Genomic DNA, 21,685 nt, shown 5'->3' with positions numbered 1-21,685 from the left:
ACACAAAGAGACTGCCCGTTAGGACAGTCTCTTTTTTTAGGGACATATAAAAAAAGTTAACTCAACTTTTAAAAAGTTAGATTCTAACGCAAGATCCTGGAATTATTTCAATTAGCATTACGGGAATCCGTAGAATCCGGTTAAAACATAAAAGAAGCTGCCTAAAAAGACAGCTCCTTCATCGTAAAAAAAGTAAAAATTAATCCAGTTTCCCTCCCAGTGCTTTAAACAGCAGGACGTTATTTCTGGTATTCTGGTGCTGAAACTGCAGTAAATCCAGCTCAGCAGTTAATTTGCTTTTCTGAGAATTGATCAGTTCAAAATAGTTTGCATAACCTGTCAGATACAGATCGTTGGAAACCTCAACACCACGGTCAAGGAAACCTACTTCTTCTGATTTAAGCTTTAAGACACGCTCATAGATCTTCGTCTGTTTCAAAATAGACTGAAGTTCATTAAAAGCAGTCGTGATACTTTTCTGATAGTTTAAAAAAGCAATTTCCTGCTCTTTGCTCGCTACTTTAAATTCATATTTCAACTGTCCTTTATTGAAAACTGGAACCATTAATCCTCCCAACAACTGCCCGGCCAGTGAACTTGGCTTGAAGAATGTTTCTACAGAAAAAGAATTCAGTCCGAAACCTGCACCCAGATCAATTTTAGGATAAAAAGCAGCTCTTGCAGCTTTCGCATCAGCCTGAGAAGCTTCCAACACATAATAGTTTGCGGCTACATCCGGTCTGGAATGGATCACATTTTCTACATTAATGGTTTTATTCAGGACTTCCATATTGGTAGGCATCAGTATTTTGCCTCGCTTCACATCTCCACCATAACTTCCCGTCAAGGTTGTAATCGCCTGTTCTACCGTAACGATTTCTACTCTGATGTGTTCAATCTCTGCCAGCCAGTTGTTATTCTGAGCTTTGAATTGCTGAACTGCCAACTCCGTGGCTTTTCCCACTTCACGCTGGGCCAGAACAATTTCAAAGGCTCTTTGCTGAAGTTTATAGTTCTTCTGATAAATGGCAAGACGATTATCCAACGCTACCAACTGGTAATACAGATTGGCAATATCTGTGAAAAGTTCTACCTGCAATAATCTTAATCCTTCTGTGGAAGCCAGATATTTCTTCTGAGCCGCAATCTTCTTATTTTTCAGTTTTCCCCATGCATCAATTTCCCAGCTGCTTCTTGCTCCCAGCCAGTAATTAGGAGTAAAATCTCTGTTGATTTTCTGATTTTCCGTAATATTAGGGGAAAGATTGGTATCATAGTTTCCAACGCCTTCCATGGTATATTTTCCGTAGCGGTCACCGGAAGCCTGTACTCCCACTTCAAGAGATGGCAATAGATCCATCTTCGATCTTTGAAGGAAACTGTTGGCAATTTCCACTCTTTGCCGGGCAATTTGAAAATCCGGATTAGCCTGAACTACTTTATCAAAAAGTTCAAGCAGGTTTGGATCTGTAAAATAAGCTTTCAGATTGATTTGCTGGAATTCATCCGGAGATTTATTTTTGTCAGCTTTAATGATCTCCTCTGGTAATTCCTGGGCTTTTTTCAGCTCTGTTACTTTGGGAACAGCACACGAAACCAGGCTCAGTGACGCTATTCCATACAATATATTTCTATGATTTAATCTTTTCATCTTTCTTCTTATTTTCAAGTTTTGCAAAGAATATATACAGTCCCGGAATCACCACCAGTCCGAAAATGGTTCCGATGAGCATTCCTCCTGCCGCAGCAGTACCAATGGAACGGTTACCGATTGCTCCCGCTCCTGATGCAATACATAAAGGAATAAGCCCTGCTACAAATGCAAACGAAGTCATCAGAATTGGTCTCAGACGTTGTCTTGCTCCTTCAATAGCGGCCGGAATAATATCAAATCCCTGTTTGTTTCTTGCTACTGCAAATTCTACGATCAGAATGGCGTTTTTGGCCAGAAGGCCAATCAGCATGACCAACGCTACCTGTGCATAAATATTATTATCCAATCCCATTAGTACCAATGCGATGTAAGACCCGAAAATTCCTGTTGGAAGGCTTAATAATACCGGCATTGGAAGAAGGAAACTTTCGTATTGTGCTGCTAATAAAAGATACACGAATAAAAGGCAGATCGCGAAGATATAAACGGTTTGGTTTCCTGATAAGATCTCTTCCCTTGTCATTCCTGACCATTCAATATCGAATCCTCTTGGCAGGGTTTCTTTAGCTACACGTTCTACGGCTGCAATGGCATCTCCGGAACTGTAACCGTCTGCAGGTTCTCCATTGATCATCGCAGACATATACATATTATATCTAGTCAGTACTTCAGGGCCGTATACCTTTTCAATAGTGATGAAAGTTGAGAAAGGAACCATTTCACCTTTATCATTTTTTAAATATAAATTCAGAATGCTTTCCGGGGTATCTCTGTGCTCCGGACTTGCCTGGACCATTACTTTATACATCTGGCTGAAACGGATAAAATTCGTTGCATAATAAGATCCCAGCATAGTCTGTAACGTTGACATTGCGTTGTCTACCGATACTCCTTTCTTCGCTGCCATATCATAATCTACATTGATCATGTATTGCGGGAAAGTGGCATCAAAGCTGGTAAAGTTGTTCTGCAGTTCAGGAGCTTCGTTTAATTTCTTAACAAAATCCTTCGTGATCTTATCTGTATTTTCAATCGTTCCTCCGGTTCTGTCCAGTAAACGCAATTCAAAGCCGCTGGTATTACCGAAACCAGGAACCGTTGGCGGAGCAAAAATTTCAATCTGAGCATCTGCAATGCTTTTTGTTTTGTCTGAAAGTTCTGCGATCAGATCATTCACTGAAATATTTCTTTCTTTCCAGTCTTTAAGGTTAATCATCGCCATTCCGTAAGAAGAACCTGCAATTTCTGTTACGATGCTGTATCCTGCAAGTGTGGTCACGTTTTCCACTCCTTTGATCTTCTTGGCAATCACTGTAACTTCATCCAGCACCTTTTCTGTTCTTTCTACCGTTGCTCCCTGCGGAGTCGTTACACTTACATATACCATTCCCTGATCTTCCATTGGAATAAACCCAGTTGGAAGGAATTTACTGGTCACAAAAGTAAGTCCGACAAATAAAAATAACAGTCCGAAAGTCACTGTAGTTCTTGTGGCAAATTTTGATAAAATACCTACATAACCATTCGTTAATCTTTCAAATCCTGTATTGAAACTCTGGAAAGCCCTGTCAATAATGGTTTTCTTTTTATTATGGTCATGAGGCTTTAAAATAATCGCACAAAGTGCCGGAGTAAGCGTCAGGGCATTCACCCCAGAAATCACAATACTGATGGCCAGCGTTAATGAAAACTGACGGTAAAAAACGCCTACCGGACCATCCAGAAATGCTACAGGAATAAATACAGCAGACATCACAATGGTAATCGCTACTACAGCTCCCGCAATTTCTTTGGTGGCACTGATGGTGGCATCCATCGCATTCATTCCTTCTTCCATTTTCACGTGAACGGCTTCAACAACGACAATGGCATTATCGACGACAATTCCGATGGCAAGAACCAATGCGAACAATGTTAAAAGGTTAACAGAGAAATCCAGCATATTCATAAAGGCAAAAGTTCCTACCAATGCTACCGGTACAGCCAGTACAGGAATCAATGTGGAACGCCAGTCCTGAAGGAAAATAAACACAACAATTCCTACCAGAATAAAGGCTTCGATAAGGGTTGTCAGTACCGCACTGATAGAAGCATCCAGGAATCGGGAAACATCATAAGCCATGTTATATTCCATTCCGGGAGGGAAAGAAGTAACTTTTAATTCTTCCATTTTTGCCTTTACGCTTTCAATCACTTCAGAAGCATTGGAGCCGGGACGTTGTTTCATCATAATCGATGCAGAAGGCCTTCCGTCTGTTTTGGAAACCATTCCGTAGTTCATCGCTCCGAATTCCACTTTCGCAATATCTTTAAGCTTTAAAATGGTTCCATCCACATCAGATCTGATGGGAACTTCCTCATATTGTTTAGGCTCAAAAAACTTTCCTTTATATTTGATTACATACTGAAGCTGGCTTGAGGTTTTACCAGAGGTTTCACCTACTTTTCCAGGTGCAGCAGAAATATTCTGTTTTTGCAGGGAAGTGATCACTTCATCTGCTGAAATATTATAAGCTGCCATTTTCTGAGGATCCAGCCATACTCTCATGGAATATTCTTTCTGCCCCATGATTTCAGCACGTCCTACTCCATCAATACGTTTCAGTTCCTGAAGGACGTTGATATCTGTAAAGTTATAAATGAACTGTTCATCCTGGCTCGGATCTGCACTGGTGATGTTAAGGTACATCAGCATACTGTTCACCTCTTTTTCAGTAGTTACACCGGCTCTGATTACTTCTTCAGGAAGTTCATCAAGAATAGTCGTTACCCTGTTCTGAACATTTACTGCTGCCACATCAGGATCTGTTCCTACTTCAAAGAAAACCTGAATGAGCGTAAGACCATCATTGGAGGTTACTGTAGACATATAAGTCATTCCCGGAACTCCATTGATCGCACGTTCCAGAGGAAGGGCTACCGCATTGGCAGATACTTCGGCGTTTGCTCCTGTATATTTTGCTGTAACGGTTACTGAAGGCGGTACAATATCGGGAAACTGGGTGATGGGCATTTTAAGCAACGCCATAATTCCCAGCAATACAAATAATATGGAAATAACCAACGAAAGAACCTTTCGTCTTATAAACATTTCTACCATAGTTAGTTGATTTAAAGATTATGAAAGGTTAATACTTCTTTTTGATTTTGATGATATCACCATCTTTCAAAGACTGAGTCCCTTCATAAATGATTAAATCTCCCTTTTTAAGACCGCTTTCTACCATATAAGAATCTCTTAAAGTAGTTCCGATCTTAATATTGGTCATTTTCACTTTATTCTGTTTATCTACTACAAAAACATAGGTCTTATCCTGAATGGAGAAGGTAGATTTTTGTGGAATAAGGATCGCATTATTCTGTTGTTCAGAAATGATAAGCTTCCCGGAAGTACCGTGTTTGATCAAACGGTCCGGATTCGGGAAAAGCACTTTATAACGAATAGAACCTGTGGTTCTGTCGATTTCCCCTTCGGCTGTTTTCAAAGCTCCGTTGAACTGGTAATTAACTCCATTCGGAAGTGTTAGCTCAATCTTCTGATGACTTCCGATCTTATCATTAGCTAAAAGTTCAAAATACAGATTTTCAGGAATGGAGAAATAGGCATATACTTCGTTCAGTTGGGAAAGTGTGGTTAGCAATGTTCCATTTTCTACCAAACTTCCATCTTTATGGGGAATTACATCAATTACTCCATCAAAAGGTGCAGTGATTCTTGTAAAGCTTATTTTCTGAAGAACTGTCCTCTTTTCTGCATCAGCAAATGCATGTTTTGCTTTGGCGGAGGACAGTTTTGCTTTCACCATTTCCAATTCATTATTAGCAACAAATTTTTTAGCATGAAGACTCTGAATCTGTTTCAGCTCTACTTCTGCAATCCTAACGTCTGCTTCAGTCTGTTTTAATGTTGCATTGGCTTTCAGAAGTTCCATCTGAAGTTCAGCATCATTGATTTTAAATAAAGCCTGTCCCTGATGCACAAACTGCCCCTCGTTGACATAAATATGCTGTATAATACCTCCAATTCTGGAACGCATTTCAACATTCTTTTTTGCCTGGATATCGGTCACAAACTGGTTGCTTACCAATGTATCTTTTTCTTTGATTTCCAGTACGGGAACTTCTTTATCTTTCTGGTTGTTTTTCTCCTTGTCTTTACTGCATGACACAGCGAATAATGTTGCAAGAATGCAAATTATTACAGTTTTAAAATACATTTTTAAATGTTTAAGTTATAAAATTTCCGTTAAAATGATTTGGTTTTCAAAAACTTAAACCTAGTACAACTGAAGAAGATGGAGAAAGGATTTAACTCCACAAATAATAGAAATTGCAATTTCAGGAAGTGTAACTTTTGGAATAACTTTTAAAATTCCTGAAAAATCTGCAATTGCAGGATCATTTTTTTTAACTGAATGTTTTACAATTTTAGCAGCTGCAGGCAATGCATGCGTATTCATATCTGCTTCTTCGTAAACATCCAGAACATGAATGTTGGTTACAGGCGGAACATGAGGAATATTCTGCAACGATTTTTCTGCCCAATTCGAATTGAAAAGAGAAAAAACCAGTAGGATATAGAATAAGAAAAATGACCTCAGACTTGCCATGTCAACCAGAACACATTAGTTTTTCAGTAAAAAACGATAATCCGGCAAAATTAGTGATTTTTACTGGGAAATCCGGCCATTGAACTGTTAAAAAAACTTAAACAATGGAGGAATAATTCTACTTATTCGTATTGGGATTCCTAGAATAATAAATAGAATGCGAAGTCTATTCATACAGTCTGTCATACCGAAGGAATCCAACTTCTAAAATTTTGAATAAAAAATGGCATTAGGTTTTGGCTAAAGCCAGATGAATTTTGGTTTATTATTAACGGGCTAAAGCCCGTTTCTATTGAATTATTTTCTCACAGATTTCATACATTAAGTAGATTATTCTCAAGACTTATCTACCCAGTTTGTCGTTCCGAAGAATCTAATTGGAATCGTTAAAGTTTTGGCTAAAGCCAATGGAATTTGGGTGATCATTTTTAAACGGGCTAAAGCCCGTTTCTATTGAATAATTAGAACAATTTGCTGAGTACTCTGAAGCGGTAATCAAAGATGTGTTCCAGTTTCTTTTTCACAAAAAGACGATGGGCAAATTCTCCTAAAAATCCCATTGGAAGTTCATAATCTATGGTATCTCTCATCAGAACACCTTCTTCATTGGGAATAAATTCATGGTGGTGGTTCCAGAGTTTGTATGGCCCTTTTTTCTGAAAATCAATGAAGCTTTTCTGAAAATCTACGTGGGTGATCTCCGTCTGCCACTTCATTTTGATACCGAATAATGGAGAAACATAATAATCAATGAGCATTCCTTCATAGATTTCATCATCTTCCATTTCCGTTAATACAATGAAGCCCATATCTTTCGGTGTAATTTCTGAAAGATTGTTTGCGGAGGAAAAAAATTTCCAGGCCGTTTCTATATCACAATTGAGCTGTTGTTCACGGAAAAGGGTATGTTTCATAAGGCAAAATCAGTTAACAGGATTGTTATGAAACAAATGTATGACAAAGATTTAATTATAGATCCACATCAGGACAGGTTTTCCTGATTTCTGAATCATCGGATCAATTTCCTTCATGGCATTGTTGGAAACAGTTGGACAACCCCAACCTTCAGGAGATCCGTTAGGGAAAGTTTCAGTATCACTCATCAGATTCCAGGAATGAAAGACAATAAATCTTTTCAAAGCATTCCTGTTGGTTTCTTCAAGGCCGTGCATCAGATATTTTATATTGATTCCCCAGTCGCTGTAGCCTCTTCCTTCCAGTTTATACTTTCCTAAAGATGAAAGGTGGCTTCCGTCTTCATTGCTGAAACCAGGATTTTCTTTAGAATTATCTTTACTCCAGGAATTGGAACCGCATCCATGGCCTACCAGATATTTTTTCGAAATCTTATTATTTTTAAAATCCCAGACAAAAAAACGGTTAACGCCGGAGTGAAGGCTCATATCAATGAGAATACAGAAATCTTTGCTAAGATTCTTTGAAGTACAAAATTCCAAGGCTTCTTCTGCTTTTAATTTTAATTTAGAAAAATCAGCTTCAGGTTTCTTTTCTTCAACTACTGATGTTTCTACCGTTCTTATTGTATTATTTTTCCTCTCCTGAGAACATGAACAGATCCAAAAGATGGTGAAAAACAAAAAAATACTTTTCATATTTTATTTATAATGCTGAAAGATTCCGAAATCAGAAGGTGTCCATAGTGCTGCTTTCTGTCCTGCTGCTTTCAAAGCATTATTTGACCAGGTGTTGCAAGTATAAAGAAAACTGTAAGTTCCTTTTGCATCGTAAAAGGCATCGTTATCACCGTAAACAGCATTGGTAGGAATCAACATGAAATTTCCATTCTGATCTCTGTCAAACTTATCTTCCACATATTTCACCAGATTTTCATACTGATTTCTGCTGATCATAATCATTTTACAGTCAGCGCCTTCTTTCATCGTATTATAGTAAGTACAATGCATGGCAGAATCACTTAGCCAGAATGCTGCTTTTATAGCTGTTGAAAATTTCAGGTCTGCCCACGTAGGTGTATCAAGATAGAAACCTTTATCTCCCCATCCTATTCCTATATACTGATAGTCTGTTTTTTTTGATTTTGTATTGGCAAAAGGAATTTTCTGGCTCCAGTCCTGCAAGTCGTTTTTCACAGGCATTACAATATCGGTATGCACTCCGTTGGTATAAATATAGATGGGAATGTCTTTCTTTTGTCCGTCATCTTTTGCAGAAACGGGAATATAGGGAATCAACAGCCCAAGGATCACATAAATAATCACAATTCCTAAAATAATTCCTACCACTTTCAGGAGATACATTAATATCGTTTTCACAGTCATGTTTTTTAATAAAATTTAATCTTTAATTTTTAGTAAAAGTATTTGTTTTAATCGAAAAATTAGCTATATTTATTTACGAAATATTCACAAATATGCGTAAAAATACTAAATCCCAAAAAAGGTTTAAAGTAAGAGTAAAAACTGCTCCTAAAAGAATACAAAAAAAACGTTGATTTTCGGTGAGATTTTGATCTCCTGAAAATCAATTTTTCTTTATAGGAAAAGCTTTTTAAGAAACTTATTGATGTAAATCTTCACCTCCTTAAAGCGAAAAATTTAAGGAATGGTCAACCATCAGCTCTGGTTTGGAACTTCAAAAAATTCCAAAAGAGGGATTGTCACCAAAAGTTTAAAGAAAAATCAGTCAGAAGATTTCTGCAAAAACTCAATATTTCTTTTGAGCCCTGCAAATTTGGTTCTTTTCACAGGAGATTTTCTGAAGATTTCCGAGAAAATTTCCTGAGTAAGTTCTTTCCATTCTCCTTTTTTGAAGTTTTTCAACGCTTCATTGGGTTGAAAACGGCTCTGTTTATTAGGTGCTGAGAATCTGTTCCATGGGCAAACATCCTGGCAGATATCACATCCGAACATCCAGTCTTCCATTTTATCTTTAAAATGATCCGGGATTTCATTTTTGAGTTCTATGGTTGCATAAGAAATGCAGCGGCTTCCATCTATAATTTTTTCAGAAACGATGGCATCTGTGGGGCAGGCATCGATACATTTCCTGCAGCTTCCGCAATGATCTGTGGTTGCATGATCAGGAATCAGCTCCAGATCACAGATAATTTCGGCCAGAAAATAAAAGGAACCACTTTGTTTGGTAATAAGGTTGGCATTTTTTCCTACCCAGCCTATTCCCGACTTTTTAGCCCAGGCTCTCTCCATTACCGGTGCAGAATCTACAAAGACCCGGAAACCAAACTCTCCTATTTCTTCCTGCAGCTCAGCTACCATTTCACGAAGAATTTCTTTGATTACCTCATGATAATCTTCTGCATAAGCATATTTTGAGATTTTAAAATTCTCCAGGATAGAGATTTTCTCTTCAGGAAAATAATTGTAAGAAAGTGAAATTACAGATTTTGAACCTTCTACCAGGAGTCTCGGATCAAGCCTTTTGTCGAAATGATTTTCCATATACTTCATTTCGCCGTTATAATTATTCTTCAGCCATTTTTCAAGATGAGGAGCGTCTTCCTCGAGAAAATCAGCTTTGGAAATGCCACAATTCTGGAATCCAAAACTTTTTGCTTTGGACTTGATCAGTTGGGAATATTTTTCGGCACCAGCATTCATTAATTTCACACTGCAAAATTAAGATTATTTTATCAATCTTCTGATTTTGGAGGAAGTTCATACCACAGCTGGTTTCTTTTCTGAAAAATTATGTTTTCATTAGGATTTTTTTCAAAAAAAAATTGCGTAATTTCGTTTGTAATTTAATATTTAAACCAACAACTATGTCTTTAATAGAAGTAATACAATCCGGAAACTATGAATTAATTGACGTTCGTGAGCCAATGGAGCTTGAAATGGACGGTAATATAGACGGTGCTAAGAATATCCCTCTAGGTGAAGTAGAAGACAGACAGGATGAAATTCTATCTGTTGAAAAACCAGTAATCTTATTCTGCAGAAGTGGAAACAGAAGCGGAAAAGCATTGGATTATCTTAACGCTCAAGGGTTAAAGGACGGCTATAACGGCGGAGGCTGGGCTGATCTGAAAGCTGTACTGGAAGCAAATCAGGGAACTTTTTAAAAGTTCCTTTTTTTATATCTTTATTTCTATGAATCTGAAAAATCAATTTGAACAGCTTTGCGCTCCGTTTACAGAAGATCAGCAATTAATCCGTGATCTGTGGAGGGAAATTGAAACCAGATATTCTGAAAAAGGCAGGCATTATCATAATCTTCTTCATCTTGAAAATATGTTTAAAGAGCTTGACGCAGTGAAAATGAATATCGCAGATTTTACAGCTCTTTCTTTTTCTGTATTCTATCATGATGTGATTTATGATGCAACTTCCAAAGCTAACGAAGAGAAAAGTGCTGCCAAGGTAGAAAAAAGACTTACCGAACTTCATATCAATCAAGATAAAATTTCATTAATTTCTGCACAGATTCTTGCTACAAAATCTCACCAGCGCTCTGATAATGAAGATACCAATTATCTTCTGGATGCTGATCTCTCTGTTCTGGGTAAAGATTTTAAAACTTATTCAGAATACACTCAGAATATCAGAAAAGAATATTCTATTTATCCTGACTTCCTTTACAAACCGGGACGAAAAAAAGTGCTTAAGCATTTTCTGGAACTTGAAAGTATCTTTAAAACTGAATATTTTAAGGAAAAATATGAGGCTCAGGCAAAGGAAAACATTGCTGCTGAACTGCAGTTACTTTAACTATAATTTCATTTATCTTTCATATCAATAAAGACACCCTGATTACAAGGTGCCTTATTTCTATATTTTATAAGTTCAGATTAAAAAAATTTACCAATAAATTCCGCAGCTTTCTCCAATACAAGCTCTGGAGATTCTTTATGTGGTGTATGTCCTATTCCGGGAATGATGTATTTTTCCGCACTTCCACTCACCTGGGTAATCGTTTTTTCTACCTGATCCAATGTACCGTATTCATCAGCTTCTCCCTGAACAAATAATAATGGAGCAGTAATATTTTTTAAGAGATATTCAATATTCCAGGTTCTGTAATCTTCACGCGTCCAGGTTTCCGTCCAGGCTCTGAAAAGCATTTCTACTTTATCACCATGATATTTCTGTAAACGTTCAGGAAGATTGGTCGTTTTGTAAGCTTCCCAGGCATCATAAACCCCTTTCAATGTTACCTCTTCCACAAAAATATGACCTGCTTCACAAATGACAGCTTCTACTCTTTCAGGATATTTTGCAGCGGTGATCAAAGCTATTGTTCCCCCATCACTGTGTCCGAACAGAATAGCATTATCAATCTTCATTTCAGTCAATACATCATTCAACAGATCTGCTTCCAGCTCCATGTAATTTACTGGTCTTATATGAGTAGGCATTGGATATGATTTCCCATAACCTAAACGGTCATAAGCCAAAGTATTACAATGGGTGGCTTCGGATAGTTTGGCTGGAAAATCTCTCCAGAGTTGTACTGATCCTAATGAATCATGCAGAAAAACAATCGTAGGTCTGTCTTGAAATTGAGTAATGTGTTCAATATATAATTTTTGTCCCTTTACATCAATTATTCTTTCTTCCATCAAATAAAATTATATTTAAAAAGTTGGCATTTTTGTTTCTTCAAATTCTCTTAAAAGGTGGTTGAAAACAGTTTCCACCGGAAGAATATCATCAATCAGAGCTGAAACCTGGCCTATTTCCAGTTCACCATCTTCCATATCTCCTTCAAACATTCCACGTTTTGCTCTGGCTCGTCCTAATGAAGCAATCAATGCTTCTTTATCTCTTCCGTTTACATAAATATCCTCCAGTTCATTGAAGAATTTATTTTTAACCATTCTTACAGGTGCCAGCTCCTTCAAAGTAAGGTGTGTATCTCCTTCCTGCAGTTCTGTGATTTTCTTTTTCCAGTTTTCATGGGCACTTGCTTCAGTAGTGGCAGCAAATCGGGAGCCGATCTGTACACCGTCTGCACCGAGAATCATGGCAGCCTTCATCTGTGAACCTAAAGCGATTCCTCCGGCTGCGATTAACGGCTTAGAAATATGTTTCTTTACATTCGGAATAAGGCAGAATGTGGTGGTTTCATCTCTTCCATTATGACCTCCTGCTTCGAAACCTTCTGCAACAATGGCATCTACTCCGGCATCTTCACATTTTACAGCAAATTTGGTGGAAGAAACGACGTGAGCTACTTTTATTCCTTCTTTCTGAAGGGTTTCCGTATAGGTTTTCGGGTTACCGGCTGACGTAAATACAATTTTCACTCCTTCTTCAAGAATAATCTGAATAATTTCATCAATATTAGGATATAACATCGGTACATTTACCCCGAATGGTTTATCTGTTGCCAGTTTACATTTCTGGATATTTTCTCTCAGGATATCAGGATACATACTCCCTGCTCCTATTATTCCTAACCCTCCACAGTTAGATACTGCAGAAGCAAGTCTCCATCCTGAATGCCAGATCATACCTGCCTGGATAATTGGATATTTAATATTAAAAAGGTGTGAAATTCTATTGTGTGTTCCCTCCATCTCATGAAGTTTTTTTGCAGCGTTAAAATCTATAAAATTGCTCATGTGTAAAAATACTAAAAACAACGATTTCCAGAGTCTTCAATTGATTAAAAATATACAGGAAAACAGATATATTTATTTTTTATATTGCTCTAAAACACTGTCAATAATTGAGCTGATATTTAAAAATCTTTGAGCGAGTTCATAGACATCCTTTTCTATATGATCAGGTTTTAAATCCAGCCAGCCTTCCATTAATGTCAACGGGCCATAATTGACCTTTACATTAGGCCAGTCTTTGTGGTATTTTAAAAATTCTTGTCTGAAGTTTTGGGCAAATTCTCTGCTGGATATTTTATAAACTTTCAATGCTCTTAGCTTTAACGCATGAATGTTATAATAGATCTTATTTTCGCGGATAGTCTTATCATTTACCCAGACTGAAAAGAAAATCCTTCCTTCAGCATCTAAAGGCGATTGTGGTTCTCCTGTCCATTCCGGCTTGTAAACTTTAAGGGCTACCGATTCTAAAACAGTATCAACAGATATTTTCAATCCATATTTACTAAGTTTTTCTTCAGGAATTTCAGATGCTGCCTGATGAAATTTTCTGAGGTAAAAAGCATAATCCATACTTTTAATTTTTGTAAATATATCAATAAAAAAACCTTCAGAAATTCTGAAGGTTTTGATTTTATTTTGTCATGGATTGTTTCTTCCAGTTAGACTTAAAGTTACAGCTGTCGTAACGTCCGTCAATTGAAATAAAAGTTGTCGGCAACTTAGAGTTAACAAACTTTTCAACCATTTCACTTTTCTTTTTATTCAGCGCCATCTGCTTGATTCTGCTGAAATCTGTTTCCAGGGTAATCTGGTGAGAAGGAATCACATCTTCAACTTTGATGATTTTGATTTGTTTTCTCTTGTTTTCTTCGTCTTCAAAAGCAGTAGTGATATCACCTTTGTTTAATCCTGCCAATTCGTAGCTGATTGTTCCAGGGATACTTTCTCTTTCAATTTTATCAGAACCATCTGCTCCAGGAATAATTCCTGCATTGAATTTTGTTCTTTTATCATCTGAGTATTTAAAAGCAGCATCTTTAAACGTCATTTTACCATCAACGATAAGACCTCTGATACTGTCTAATTTTGCTTTTGCAGTTTTAATTTCGTCATCAGTAGGAACAGCTTTCAACAAGATGTGTCTTGCATCATATACTTTACCTGATCTTTTCACTAACTGAATAATATGGAATCCGAATTCAGATTCAATAGGATCTGAAATTTCATTTTCCTGAAGGTTCAATGCCGCAGCTTCGAATGGCTTCACCATCTGCCCTTTATTGATATTTTTATATAATCCTCCGTTAGCAGCAGATCCTTCATCTTCAGAATAAATTCTTGCCTGGCTTTCAAAAGTCTCACCTCCGATAATATCCTGCTTGATTTTTTTCAACCTGTTGATAAGTTCTTGTTTGTGAGCTTCCGTAAGTGACGGGTAGATCATAATCTGAGCTAAAGTAACTTCATCTTTTACCTGTGGCAGCTGTGTTTTATACATGTTGTAAAAATCAGTTACCTCATTAGGAGTTACATCCGCTTTATCAGTTACCCTCTGGTACTTTGCCTGTCCGTAATACTGGTCTGTATCTATTTTTTCAATAGCATTTTTCAGTTCATAAGCATTTCTGAACTTATAGGCTGCAAGCATTGTTTTTTCATCCGGAAATTGAGAAAGCATCTGACGGTATTTTGCATTTGCCTGTTCTTTGATTGCTGCAGAACGATTTTCAATTAAGGTATCTTTTTTTGCTTCGTATACAAGAAGCTTATTGCTGATAAGGTTTTCCAGGAACTCACATTTGTCTGTGTTGGCAGCTCCCTGTTGTTTACCATAATTCATCTGCTCGATTACATCAGATTCCAATACAATCTCATCCCCGATAACAGCTGCAATACCATCCACCAAATCTCCTTGTTTTAGCTGGGCATTCATCATATTTGAAGAGAATATCATGATGAAAATCCCAAGAAGAAAAGTGATTTTTAGTTTATTTGTCATTTTACTATTTTAACAAGTTGCAAATTTAGAATTCTTAACGAATTTCACTCAATTTTTTATTATAAATATTTCTTAAAAAGACTTATTTACTGCAGTTCAACATCAAATGTCGTTAATTCTTTGAATTGTCTCAATCTGCTGAACATATCTGCTTCGTTTACTTCTTCTATTCTTTCTGTCCCGAATTTCTCTACCGTGAAAGAAGCCATTGCAGATCCTACGATAAGGGCAGATTTCATTGTTTCGAAATCAATTTTCCCTTTTTTAGCAAGATAGGCCGCGAAACCTCCTGCAAAAGTGTCTCCAGCTCCTGTTGGATCGAACACATCTTCTAACGGAAGTGCCGGAATAGCAAATACTTTATTGTCATGGAAAAGTAAAGCTCCGTGCTCTCCTTTTTTGATGATTACGTATTCAGGACCCATTGTGTGGATCTTTTTAGCAGCTTTTACTAAAGAATATTCTCCTGAAAGCTGTCTTGCCTCTTCATCATTGATGGTAATAACATCTGTTTTCGCAATCATATCCATTAAGATATCCCATGCAGAATCCATCCAGAAGTTCATGGTATCAAGGATAACCAGTTTAGGACGGTTGTTCATTTTTTCAAGTACAGATAACTGAACTCCAGGGTGTAGGTTTCCAAGTAACAAAATTTCGGCATCCTGCATTGAATCCGGGATTTTTGGATCAAAATTTTCCAGTACATTTACTTCTGTAGCTAAAGTATCTCTTGTATTCAGATCGTTGTGGTATTTTCCAGACCAGAAGAATGTTTTTCCTTCTTTCACGATTTCAATTCCTTCGATGTTTACCTCTCTGTCTGTGAACATATCAAGATGTTCCTGTGGAAAGTCTCCTCCTACTACAGAAACAATTCCGGATTTAACGCCTAAAATTGATGAAGTGATTCCGATATAAGTGGCTGCACCTCCTAAAATTTTGTCCGTTTTACCAAATGGTGTTTCAATTGCATCAAATGCAACACTTCCTACAACTAAAAGTTTCATATATTTTTCAATGTATATTAAAAGTAATTATTTTTTCCATTCAAAGGTGTCCAGCAGGTGTTTCATATCATTTTTGATATAGTTCACTGCAGGCGCAAGAGAGTCCGGTTTCGGTCTCGTATTAAAGTATAAGTAAGCAGTCACGAAGTGTTTCGTACTGTCTGTAATGTAAAACTGAAGGTTGGAAGCGCTCTGCCCTTTCAGTTCATAGAAGTTCCCGTATACTTTCTTTTCAGGGTATTCGAAAGATTTTGTATCTATGGAACTGGCTTTAATGGTATGCTCATATACCATTTTCTCGGCTTCCTTGATATGGTCAGCAAAGTCGTTCTGTATCGGATAATAGGTCACGAAAAGCTTAGCCTTCATTTTCGGATAGTTCAGATAGAACCAGCAAGGTTTCTTGGCTGGGGCAATGGATGCAAAGTCTGAATATTCAAAGGTATAGGCACAATCGTTTTCAAACTTTTGGTATTTCGGTGCAGGATATTCTAGACGCAATTCTCCATAAGGTTTTGGTGAAGGGTCTTTTCCACATGAAATTAAAAGCAGCGATACAAAAATAAAAATGACTTTTTTAATCATTTTGCAAAAGTACAAATTAGATTTCAGATTTCGGAAGACAAATTTCAGTCTTTCAGAGAGTTTTGAATGTAATTTTCCAACGGCTTTGGAAACGATTTTTCATGAGAGGCTTCAACGTCCGTAATCAGGTACTGATTTTCAGTTATAAAATCATTCCATATCTTCTCAGAAGTAACGTGTACATTCCATATTTCAATGCTTAAATTCTTGTGGGTCAGTTTATGGGTAACTGTTTTTGAGCCTGTAATGAAGGGTTCCATATCTGTAGTAATAGCTGTTGGAAACTCAAATAATTTCTTCCAGATGAAGTCATCGCCTCTCTGACGGATCAGAAATTGTCCGTTTTTGTGAACAAAATAATATGTCAGCGCAAGATCTTCTGCTTTTACTTTTTTTGTTTTAACGGGATAAGCTGAAATTTTCTGCATAGAAAATGCAAGACAGTCTTTATTCACGGGGCATTCTCCACACAATGGATTTTTGGGTTTACAGATTTCAGATCCAATATCCATCATGGCCTGATTAAAGTCTCCAACATTTTCCGGCATGACCAAAGCGGCCAGCTCTGAGAAATAGGTAAATGCTTTTGAATTCGAAATATCAAAGTCATCTGCAAAAAGGCGGCTCAGAACGCGGTAGAAATTCCCGTCAACAGCAGGGATTTTTCCCCCGAAACATATACTTGAGACCGCTGCTGCAGTATATTTCCCTACTCCTTTCAGTTTTAAAATTTCTTCGTATTGATGAGGAAAGGTTCCCTGATAATCATTCATGATCTGCCGGGCAGCTTTATGAATATTGATGGCTCTGGAATAATAGCCCAGTCCTTTCCAATAGAGTAAAACTTCGTTTTCTTCAGCTTCTGCCAACGTTTTTACATCAGGAAATCTTTTAATAAAATTATTGTAGTGATTCAATCCCTGACTGATCCTCGTCTGCTGAAATACAATTTCACAAATCCAGATTTTATAAGGATCTTTTGTCTGTCTGAAAGGCAGATCTCTTGCATTATTTTTATACCATTCAAGGATTTTGCTGCCTATATGGAGAAAATCTGAGGCCCTTTTATTTTTTCCCAAAAACCAATCTTGTTTTAAATCATTGAAGAGATCATTTTCTCTTCATCCCGAACATTGTTTCAATATGCAAAGATAGGTTTATTTTATTTTTGTTATCTGTTTTGATTTTTTGAAATAGATTTTTGCACTTGTTCCATGAAAATAGATTATGGAAAAAATGTTTTGATTATGAATCCGTTATTATATGATTTCTTTTTTTACTTTTATTTCTTCCTGTTTACCGGAACATGAAAAGAATATAAGTAATAATACAATTAAATAGGGTTTCATCGTTGCGTTTTATTCAATTTTAATTTTCAAATTAAAGACAGTAAAAGGTTATTTATTTCTTAACATTTAAGATGCCCCTACTTTATCAAAATCACTTCCATACCATACCATTTCTTCCAGATTAGGTAAATTATAATATTTGTTTTCTTTGAAATTATTAGTGAGTTTGGTCCAAATTTGATCGTGATATGCGACATTACAAAAACCTAAAATATATCCTTCCTGTCCGTTGTTCCACTTTTCAAGGTTATTTTTCCAGTATTTTTTAAACAATGGATCTGTAGTATCTGCTGCATATCCAATTATTTTAAATAGGTCTTCTTCTCCCCATTCTGTACTGCCATTATCATAATAATTAATAATAAGTTGAGTTACATATTTCGACAATGACATGGAATATGAGTTATTACTATCAGTAGTATTTTTTTGTATGTAATCCAAAATATCAGTATTAATTATTAATTTTCCCAATTTGTCTTTTGTGAAAATCAATTTATTGGTAATCTTATCTGGAGTTCTTATGTTGTCATTAAGAAAACTAATATTTAAAGTAGCTTTGCTAGAATTATCGGTGTTAAGATTAATTGCTTTTTCTAAATCAAATGAAAAGTTTCCAAGTTGAGAATTTAAGAAGATATCAACTTTACTGTCTGTTTTTTTTATTTTAAAATTATATGCATCGTTCTCTTCAGTGGTGTTGATTATTTCATTTTTTCCTAAAAATTTTATACTGTTTTTGTTAACATAATAAACAAGAAATAGGTGACCATTTTCTAAAAAGTTGTCTATTAAAATAATTTTATCATCATTATTTTTAAATAAGAAAGTTTCATATCCAAGATCACTATTTAAATTATTTAATTCATGAATATATTTTCTATTATTATGTATAAATACAATTGAACTTTTATCGAAAGAAATTGATAATTTTTTATTTTTATCAATACATTTATTTGAACTATATTTTTCACCAGTACATTCTAGTTGCTCTTGTTTAAAATCAATAGAATATGATGTTTTGGATTTATCTATCTTTTCCTGTTTAGGTCTGTTTTCCTTACATGATAATAAATTAAAGAAAAATAATAGTATAAATAGATTTGTTAAATTTTTCATATTATTTACCTGCTGTTTTGTCTTGTTTTTTTCTTTCAGATTCCGAAAGCTGAATTTCATTCTTATAATTAACATAGAAAGCTGGATTGTAACGCTCAGAATAGCCAGAAGGATTTTGAGCACTTCTTATTTCAAAATGAAGATGTGGTCCTTTAGTGTCAGTTGCTCCAGTATCACCAGTTTTTCCTAATCTTTTTGTTTTATAATTATCAACCGTAATTTCTTCGTTTTGCGAAACATTTAGTTCACTTAAATGAGCGTACATTAAATATACATCTTTACTCCCTTTAATTCCTTCATACTCATCAAAATCACCGTATCCTTCAATATCATATTTATTTTTATCATAAGTCCTTTTTGATTTTACATAGTATGGTTCATAAACTCTACGTTGTTTCTTAAAAATATCTAAATATTGAGAATCTACTTTTAAAACTAAACCTTTACCATATCCAGTTCCAGGAGATAAGCTAACTACTTTACCGGGTAGGCATGCATATACGGGAGTTCCTTTCTCTGCAAATAAATCAATACCATGATGAGGTCTTTTTCCGTTATCACTTCCAGGCATATCTGTTCTGACCCTTCCAAAGGCAGATCGCCATGGTCTTTTTAATCCACCAAACGTATATATAGTAATTTGAGGATTTTCTAAAGGGTTATTCCAAATAGCATTTTTATCATCAGTTTTATTTTGTGGTTTAACTTCTGGACATTTGTCAACTTCAAAAACTATTTTAGTTATTTTATAATGATCTTTTCTTTTCTTTCTTGAATTAGTATTTCTATTTATAATATTAACAATCAAATCAACAACATCATCATCTTTTAATTTTCCTGTTTCATCTGCTTTATTAAACATTTCACCTTTATACCAATCTGCCATACCTGTAAGGGCTGCCTCTTTGGGGCTATAGTCCCTATCCATTCCATCGCTTATTTTAATATTCTCAGATGCGGCAAATTTATCAATCCTTTTTTGAATTTCTCCATATGTAGTTCTCCCTGTTATTTGCAATAATCCTCTTCCTCTATAATTCCAAGTGTCTTCAGCAGATTTATTACCTAATTCTGGACGGTTTCCATATGCTATTTCTGCAATTCTCTTTTGATTTGCAACGTACCCATTTTTTGAGCTTCTTCCATATTGATATGCTAGATCATTTGGAACTGTTTTAGAACTATCATCTGTTGGATTTCCATATTTATCAACTGCCTTTCCTTGAGCATTTCGTTTTCTAAAAGCTTTAAATTGGATAGGTAACGCTTCCGCTGAGTAATTTAAACCTTCTCCATGTATTGCACCCGATAAATCTAGTCCAGATTCTTCAATTGACTGTGCGAAAAAATGAGCTTTCCGTGCACAAGTATCTAACTTATAGTTCTTTTTATATTTGTTTAAAGTTTTTGCAAGTTCAGATAAGAGAGTTTTATCTTTAACCTCTGAATATATTCTTTGTAATTGTTCAACCGTTATATCTTTCTCACAATTCGGACATTTTCCGATTTCCGGTTTCGGATCTTGTGTCTTCTGCACCCCCACCGCACTCTTCACCTTCTCCACCTGCATCAACCCATCCGAATTTACCCCAAATTTCTGAGATTCCGCAGAAAGATCCCTGGAGATAATTTCTATAAAATAGTTTTGTATATAGGAGTCGGTATTGCTGGTAGGAGAGCCCGTTCCTTTATGGAAAATATCTTTGGTAATGACAAATCCTGAAGTGTCATACACATCGGCAGGAATTTTAATCATTCTACTTCGGTAAACTTCATCGTGAAATACCGGGTCAGATTCCCAGATGACATATTGGATATGTTTTCCTACCATATTTTTGGAGTGAATTCTTACCCTTACTTTATCACCAACGGCTACTTTGGACAGCTCTTTTCCGGTATCATCAATGAAAACAGCTTCTATAATATTACCTTTAGGATCACGTTGCTTTGGACCATTTCCGGCAGGGAACTTCGGAGTGTCTTTTTGTGGCTGAGGTTTGGGGCTGTTTTGGGGATTTTCTTTATAATCCGGATTGGTCACCTCAACATTTACCTGGCTTGCTCCCTGTATTTTTTCGGAATAAGCGGCTGTAATGTAATACTCATGTTTTACACCTTCATCTCTGTCGCCCTTCATCATAAACTGGTTGGCGATCTGACGAAGAATTTTTTCGTCTGACATCAGCGGTATTTGTACTTCTGCAATACCATTTGCATCCACTCTTGCTTTGTAGCTGCGTGTATGACGATTATTTTTGTTGATGACAGCATCATGGCCTTTTCCCGGAGCATCATCTTCCCAAAGATGGAATTCTATCTCTTCATTAAACATGGCGATGCAGTGAGCCTGCACAATCAGAGTATCCCGATAGCTGGCCTTATTGATATCTTTTGAGCCTCTGTTGAAGAGTACTACCTTATCTATTTTCGGGACTTTGTTACTGGCAGGGATAATGGTAAGAGTACCTGCCAGCTCTCTGGTATCAGCAAGCCCGGGTAAAATTCCTTTTTTAGTTTCATAGACTTTCATTTGAAATTCTATTCCCAGCGCTATTTCTCCAAATTTGTAAGTTACTTTTTCACCAGTTTTTGGCTTATCGGTGATGTCTTTCCAGAGTCCGTTTTTCTGTTGCTTGTAAATATACCATTCATATTCACCCCTCAGTCCAAATGAAAGACCGGAAGGTTGTACTTCGTAGGAATATGTTTTTCCTACCTGAGGATTTCGATCCCCGGCAATATTTCCTGTCATGGCTAATAAAATTTAACTGACTTTCAGTCAGAAGCTATTTAGACA

At 36.2% G+C, this 21,685-nt stretch carries 19 protein-coding genes; 2 read left to right on the top strand and 17 right to left on the bottom strand.

Going from position 1 to position 21,685, the window contains the following annotated elements; genetic code table 11:
• Positions 1–199: 199 nt before the first annotated feature.
• From ACKTTZ_RS14710 to queG, 8 genes are all read right to left on the bottom strand, one after another.
• On the bottom strand, positions 200–1,651 hold the full coding sequence (locus ACKTTZ_RS14710; protein WP_253316570.1) for a TolC family protein: 1,452 nt from the start codon (positions 1,649–1,651) through the stop codon (positions 200–202).
• On the bottom strand, positions 1,632–4,754 hold the full coding sequence (locus ACKTTZ_RS14705) for an efflux RND transporter permease subunit (protein ID WP_253316571.1): 3,123 nt from the start codon (positions 4,752–4,754) through the stop codon (positions 1,632–1,634). The genes ACKTTZ_RS14710 and ACKTTZ_RS14705 overlap by 20 nt, the downstream gene beginning before the upstream one ends.
• 28 nt (positions 4,755–4,782) lie before the next feature.
• Positions 4,783–5,871, bottom strand: a complete 1,089-nt coding sequence (locus tag ACKTTZ_RS14700; RefSeq protein WP_034692131.1) for an efflux RND transporter periplasmic adaptor subunit — start codon at positions 5,869–5,871, stop codon at positions 4,783–4,785.
• 60 nt (positions 5,872–5,931) lie between these two features.
• Positions 5,932–6,264, bottom strand: a complete 333-nt coding sequence (locus ACKTTZ_RS14695) for a hypothetical protein (protein ID WP_034692130.1) — start codon at positions 6,262–6,264, stop codon at positions 5,932–5,934.
• A gap of 461 nt (positions 6,265–6,725) precedes the next feature.
• Positions 6,726–7,178: an SRPBCC family protein gene (locus tag ACKTTZ_RS14690; RefSeq protein ID WP_253316574.1), complete on the bottom strand. Its 453-nt coding sequence runs from the start codon at positions 7,176–7,178 to the stop codon at positions 6,726–6,728.
• A 51-nt stretch (positions 7,179–7,229) separates the two neighbouring features.
• Positions 7,230–7,877, bottom strand: a complete 648-nt coding sequence (locus ACKTTZ_RS14685) for a murein L,D-transpeptidase catalytic domain-containing protein (protein ID WP_407845897.1) — start codon at positions 7,875–7,877, stop codon at positions 7,230–7,232.
• Positions 7,878–7,880: 3 nt separating this feature from the next.
• The gene (locus tag ACKTTZ_RS14680) at positions 7,881–8,564 is read right to left on the bottom strand and encodes a TIGR02117 family protein (RefSeq protein WP_051934192.1); all 684 of its coding nucleotides are present in this window, start codon (positions 8,562–8,564) and stop codon (positions 7,881–7,883) included.
• 360 nt (positions 8,565–8,924) lie between these two features.
• Complete coding sequence (gene queG, locus ACKTTZ_RS14675) at positions 8,925–9,863, bottom strand: tRNA epoxyqueuosine(34) reductase QueG (RefSeq protein ID WP_034692126.1); 939 nt, start codon at positions 9,861–9,863, stop codon at positions 8,925–8,927.
• 164 nt (positions 9,864–10,027) lie between these two features.
• Here queG and ACKTTZ_RS14670 point away from each other — a divergent pair, with 164 nt between their 5' ends.
• Together ACKTTZ_RS14670 and ACKTTZ_RS14665 are read left to right on the top strand one after the other, a co-directional pair.
• A complete protein-coding gene (locus ACKTTZ_RS14670) occupies positions 10,028–10,327 on the top strand; it encodes a rhodanese-like domain-containing protein (RefSeq protein WP_034692125.1) in 300 nt (99 codons plus the stop codon).
• Between the two features lie 28 nt (positions 10,328–10,355).
• Complete coding sequence (locus ACKTTZ_RS14665) at positions 10,356–10,973, top strand: hypothetical protein (RefSeq protein ID WP_407845896.1); 618 nt, start codon at positions 10,356–10,358, stop codon at positions 10,971–10,973.
• A gap of 80 nt (positions 10,974–11,053) precedes the next feature.
• Here ACKTTZ_RS14665 and ACKTTZ_RS14660 read toward each other — a convergent pair whose 3' ends face one another.
• The 9 genes from ACKTTZ_RS14660 to ACKTTZ_RS14620 form a co-directional block, all read right to left on the bottom strand.
• Positions 11,054–11,824 (bottom strand): alpha/beta fold hydrolase, encoded by a 771-nt coding sequence (locus ACKTTZ_RS14660; protein WP_407845895.1) that lies wholly within the window; start codon positions 11,822–11,824, stop codon positions 11,054–11,056.
• Positions 11,825–11,839: 15 nt separating this feature from the next.
• Positions 11,840–12,829: a nitronate monooxygenase family protein gene (locus ACKTTZ_RS14655; RefSeq protein WP_253316576.1), complete on the bottom strand. Its 990-nt coding sequence runs from the start codon at positions 12,827–12,829 to the stop codon at positions 11,840–11,842.
• Positions 12,830–12,901: 72 nt separating this feature from the next.
• On the bottom strand, positions 12,902–13,399 hold the full coding sequence (locus ACKTTZ_RS14650) for a hypothetical protein (protein WP_034692122.1): 498 nt from the start codon (positions 13,397–13,399) through the stop codon (positions 12,902–12,904).
• A 61-nt stretch (positions 13,400–13,460) separates the two neighbouring features.
• A complete protein-coding gene (locus ACKTTZ_RS14645) occupies positions 13,461–14,828 on the bottom strand; it encodes a peptidylprolyl isomerase (protein ID WP_034692121.1) in 1,368 nt (455 codons plus the stop codon).
• Positions 14,829–14,914: 86 nt separating this feature from the next.
• Positions 14,915–15,838, bottom strand: a complete 924-nt coding sequence (locus ACKTTZ_RS14640; protein WP_034692120.1) for a PfkB family carbohydrate kinase — start codon at positions 15,836–15,838, stop codon at positions 14,915–14,917.
• A 27-nt stretch (positions 15,839–15,865) separates the two neighbouring features.
• A complete protein-coding gene (gene gldD / locus ACKTTZ_RS14635; RefSeq protein ID WP_034692119.1) occupies positions 15,866–16,423 on the bottom strand; it encodes a gliding motility lipoprotein GldD in 558 nt (185 codons plus the stop codon).
• Positions 16,424–16,467: 44 nt separating this feature from the next.
• The gene (mutY, locus tag ACKTTZ_RS14630) at positions 16,468–17,502 is read right to left on the bottom strand and encodes an A/G-specific adenine glycosylase (protein ID WP_407845894.1); all 1,035 of its coding nucleotides are present in this window, start codon (positions 17,500–17,502) and stop codon (positions 16,468–16,470) included.
• A 336-nt stretch (positions 17,503–17,838) separates the two neighbouring features.
• The gene (locus ACKTTZ_RS14625) at positions 17,839–18,888 is read right to left on the bottom strand and encodes a hypothetical protein (protein ID WP_407845893.1); all 1,050 of its coding nucleotides are present in this window, start codon (positions 18,886–18,888) and stop codon (positions 17,839–17,841) included.
• 1 nt (position 18,889) lies between these two features.
• The gene (locus ACKTTZ_RS14620) at positions 18,890–21,640 is read right to left on the bottom strand and encodes a peptidoglycan DD-metalloendopeptidase family protein (protein WP_407845892.1); all 2,751 of its coding nucleotides are present in this window, start codon (positions 21,638–21,640) and stop codon (positions 18,890–18,892) included.
• Positions 21,641–21,685: the final 45 nt, after the last annotated feature.

Source organism: Chryseobacterium sp. KCF3-3, assembly GCF_045865955.1.
Taxonomy (GTDB): domain Bacteria; phylum Bacteroidota; class Bacteroidia; order Flavobacteriales; family Weeksellaceae; genus Chryseobacterium.
Note: the sequence above shows the minus strand (reverse complement) of the source record. Positions and strands in the feature narration are given on the sequence as shown.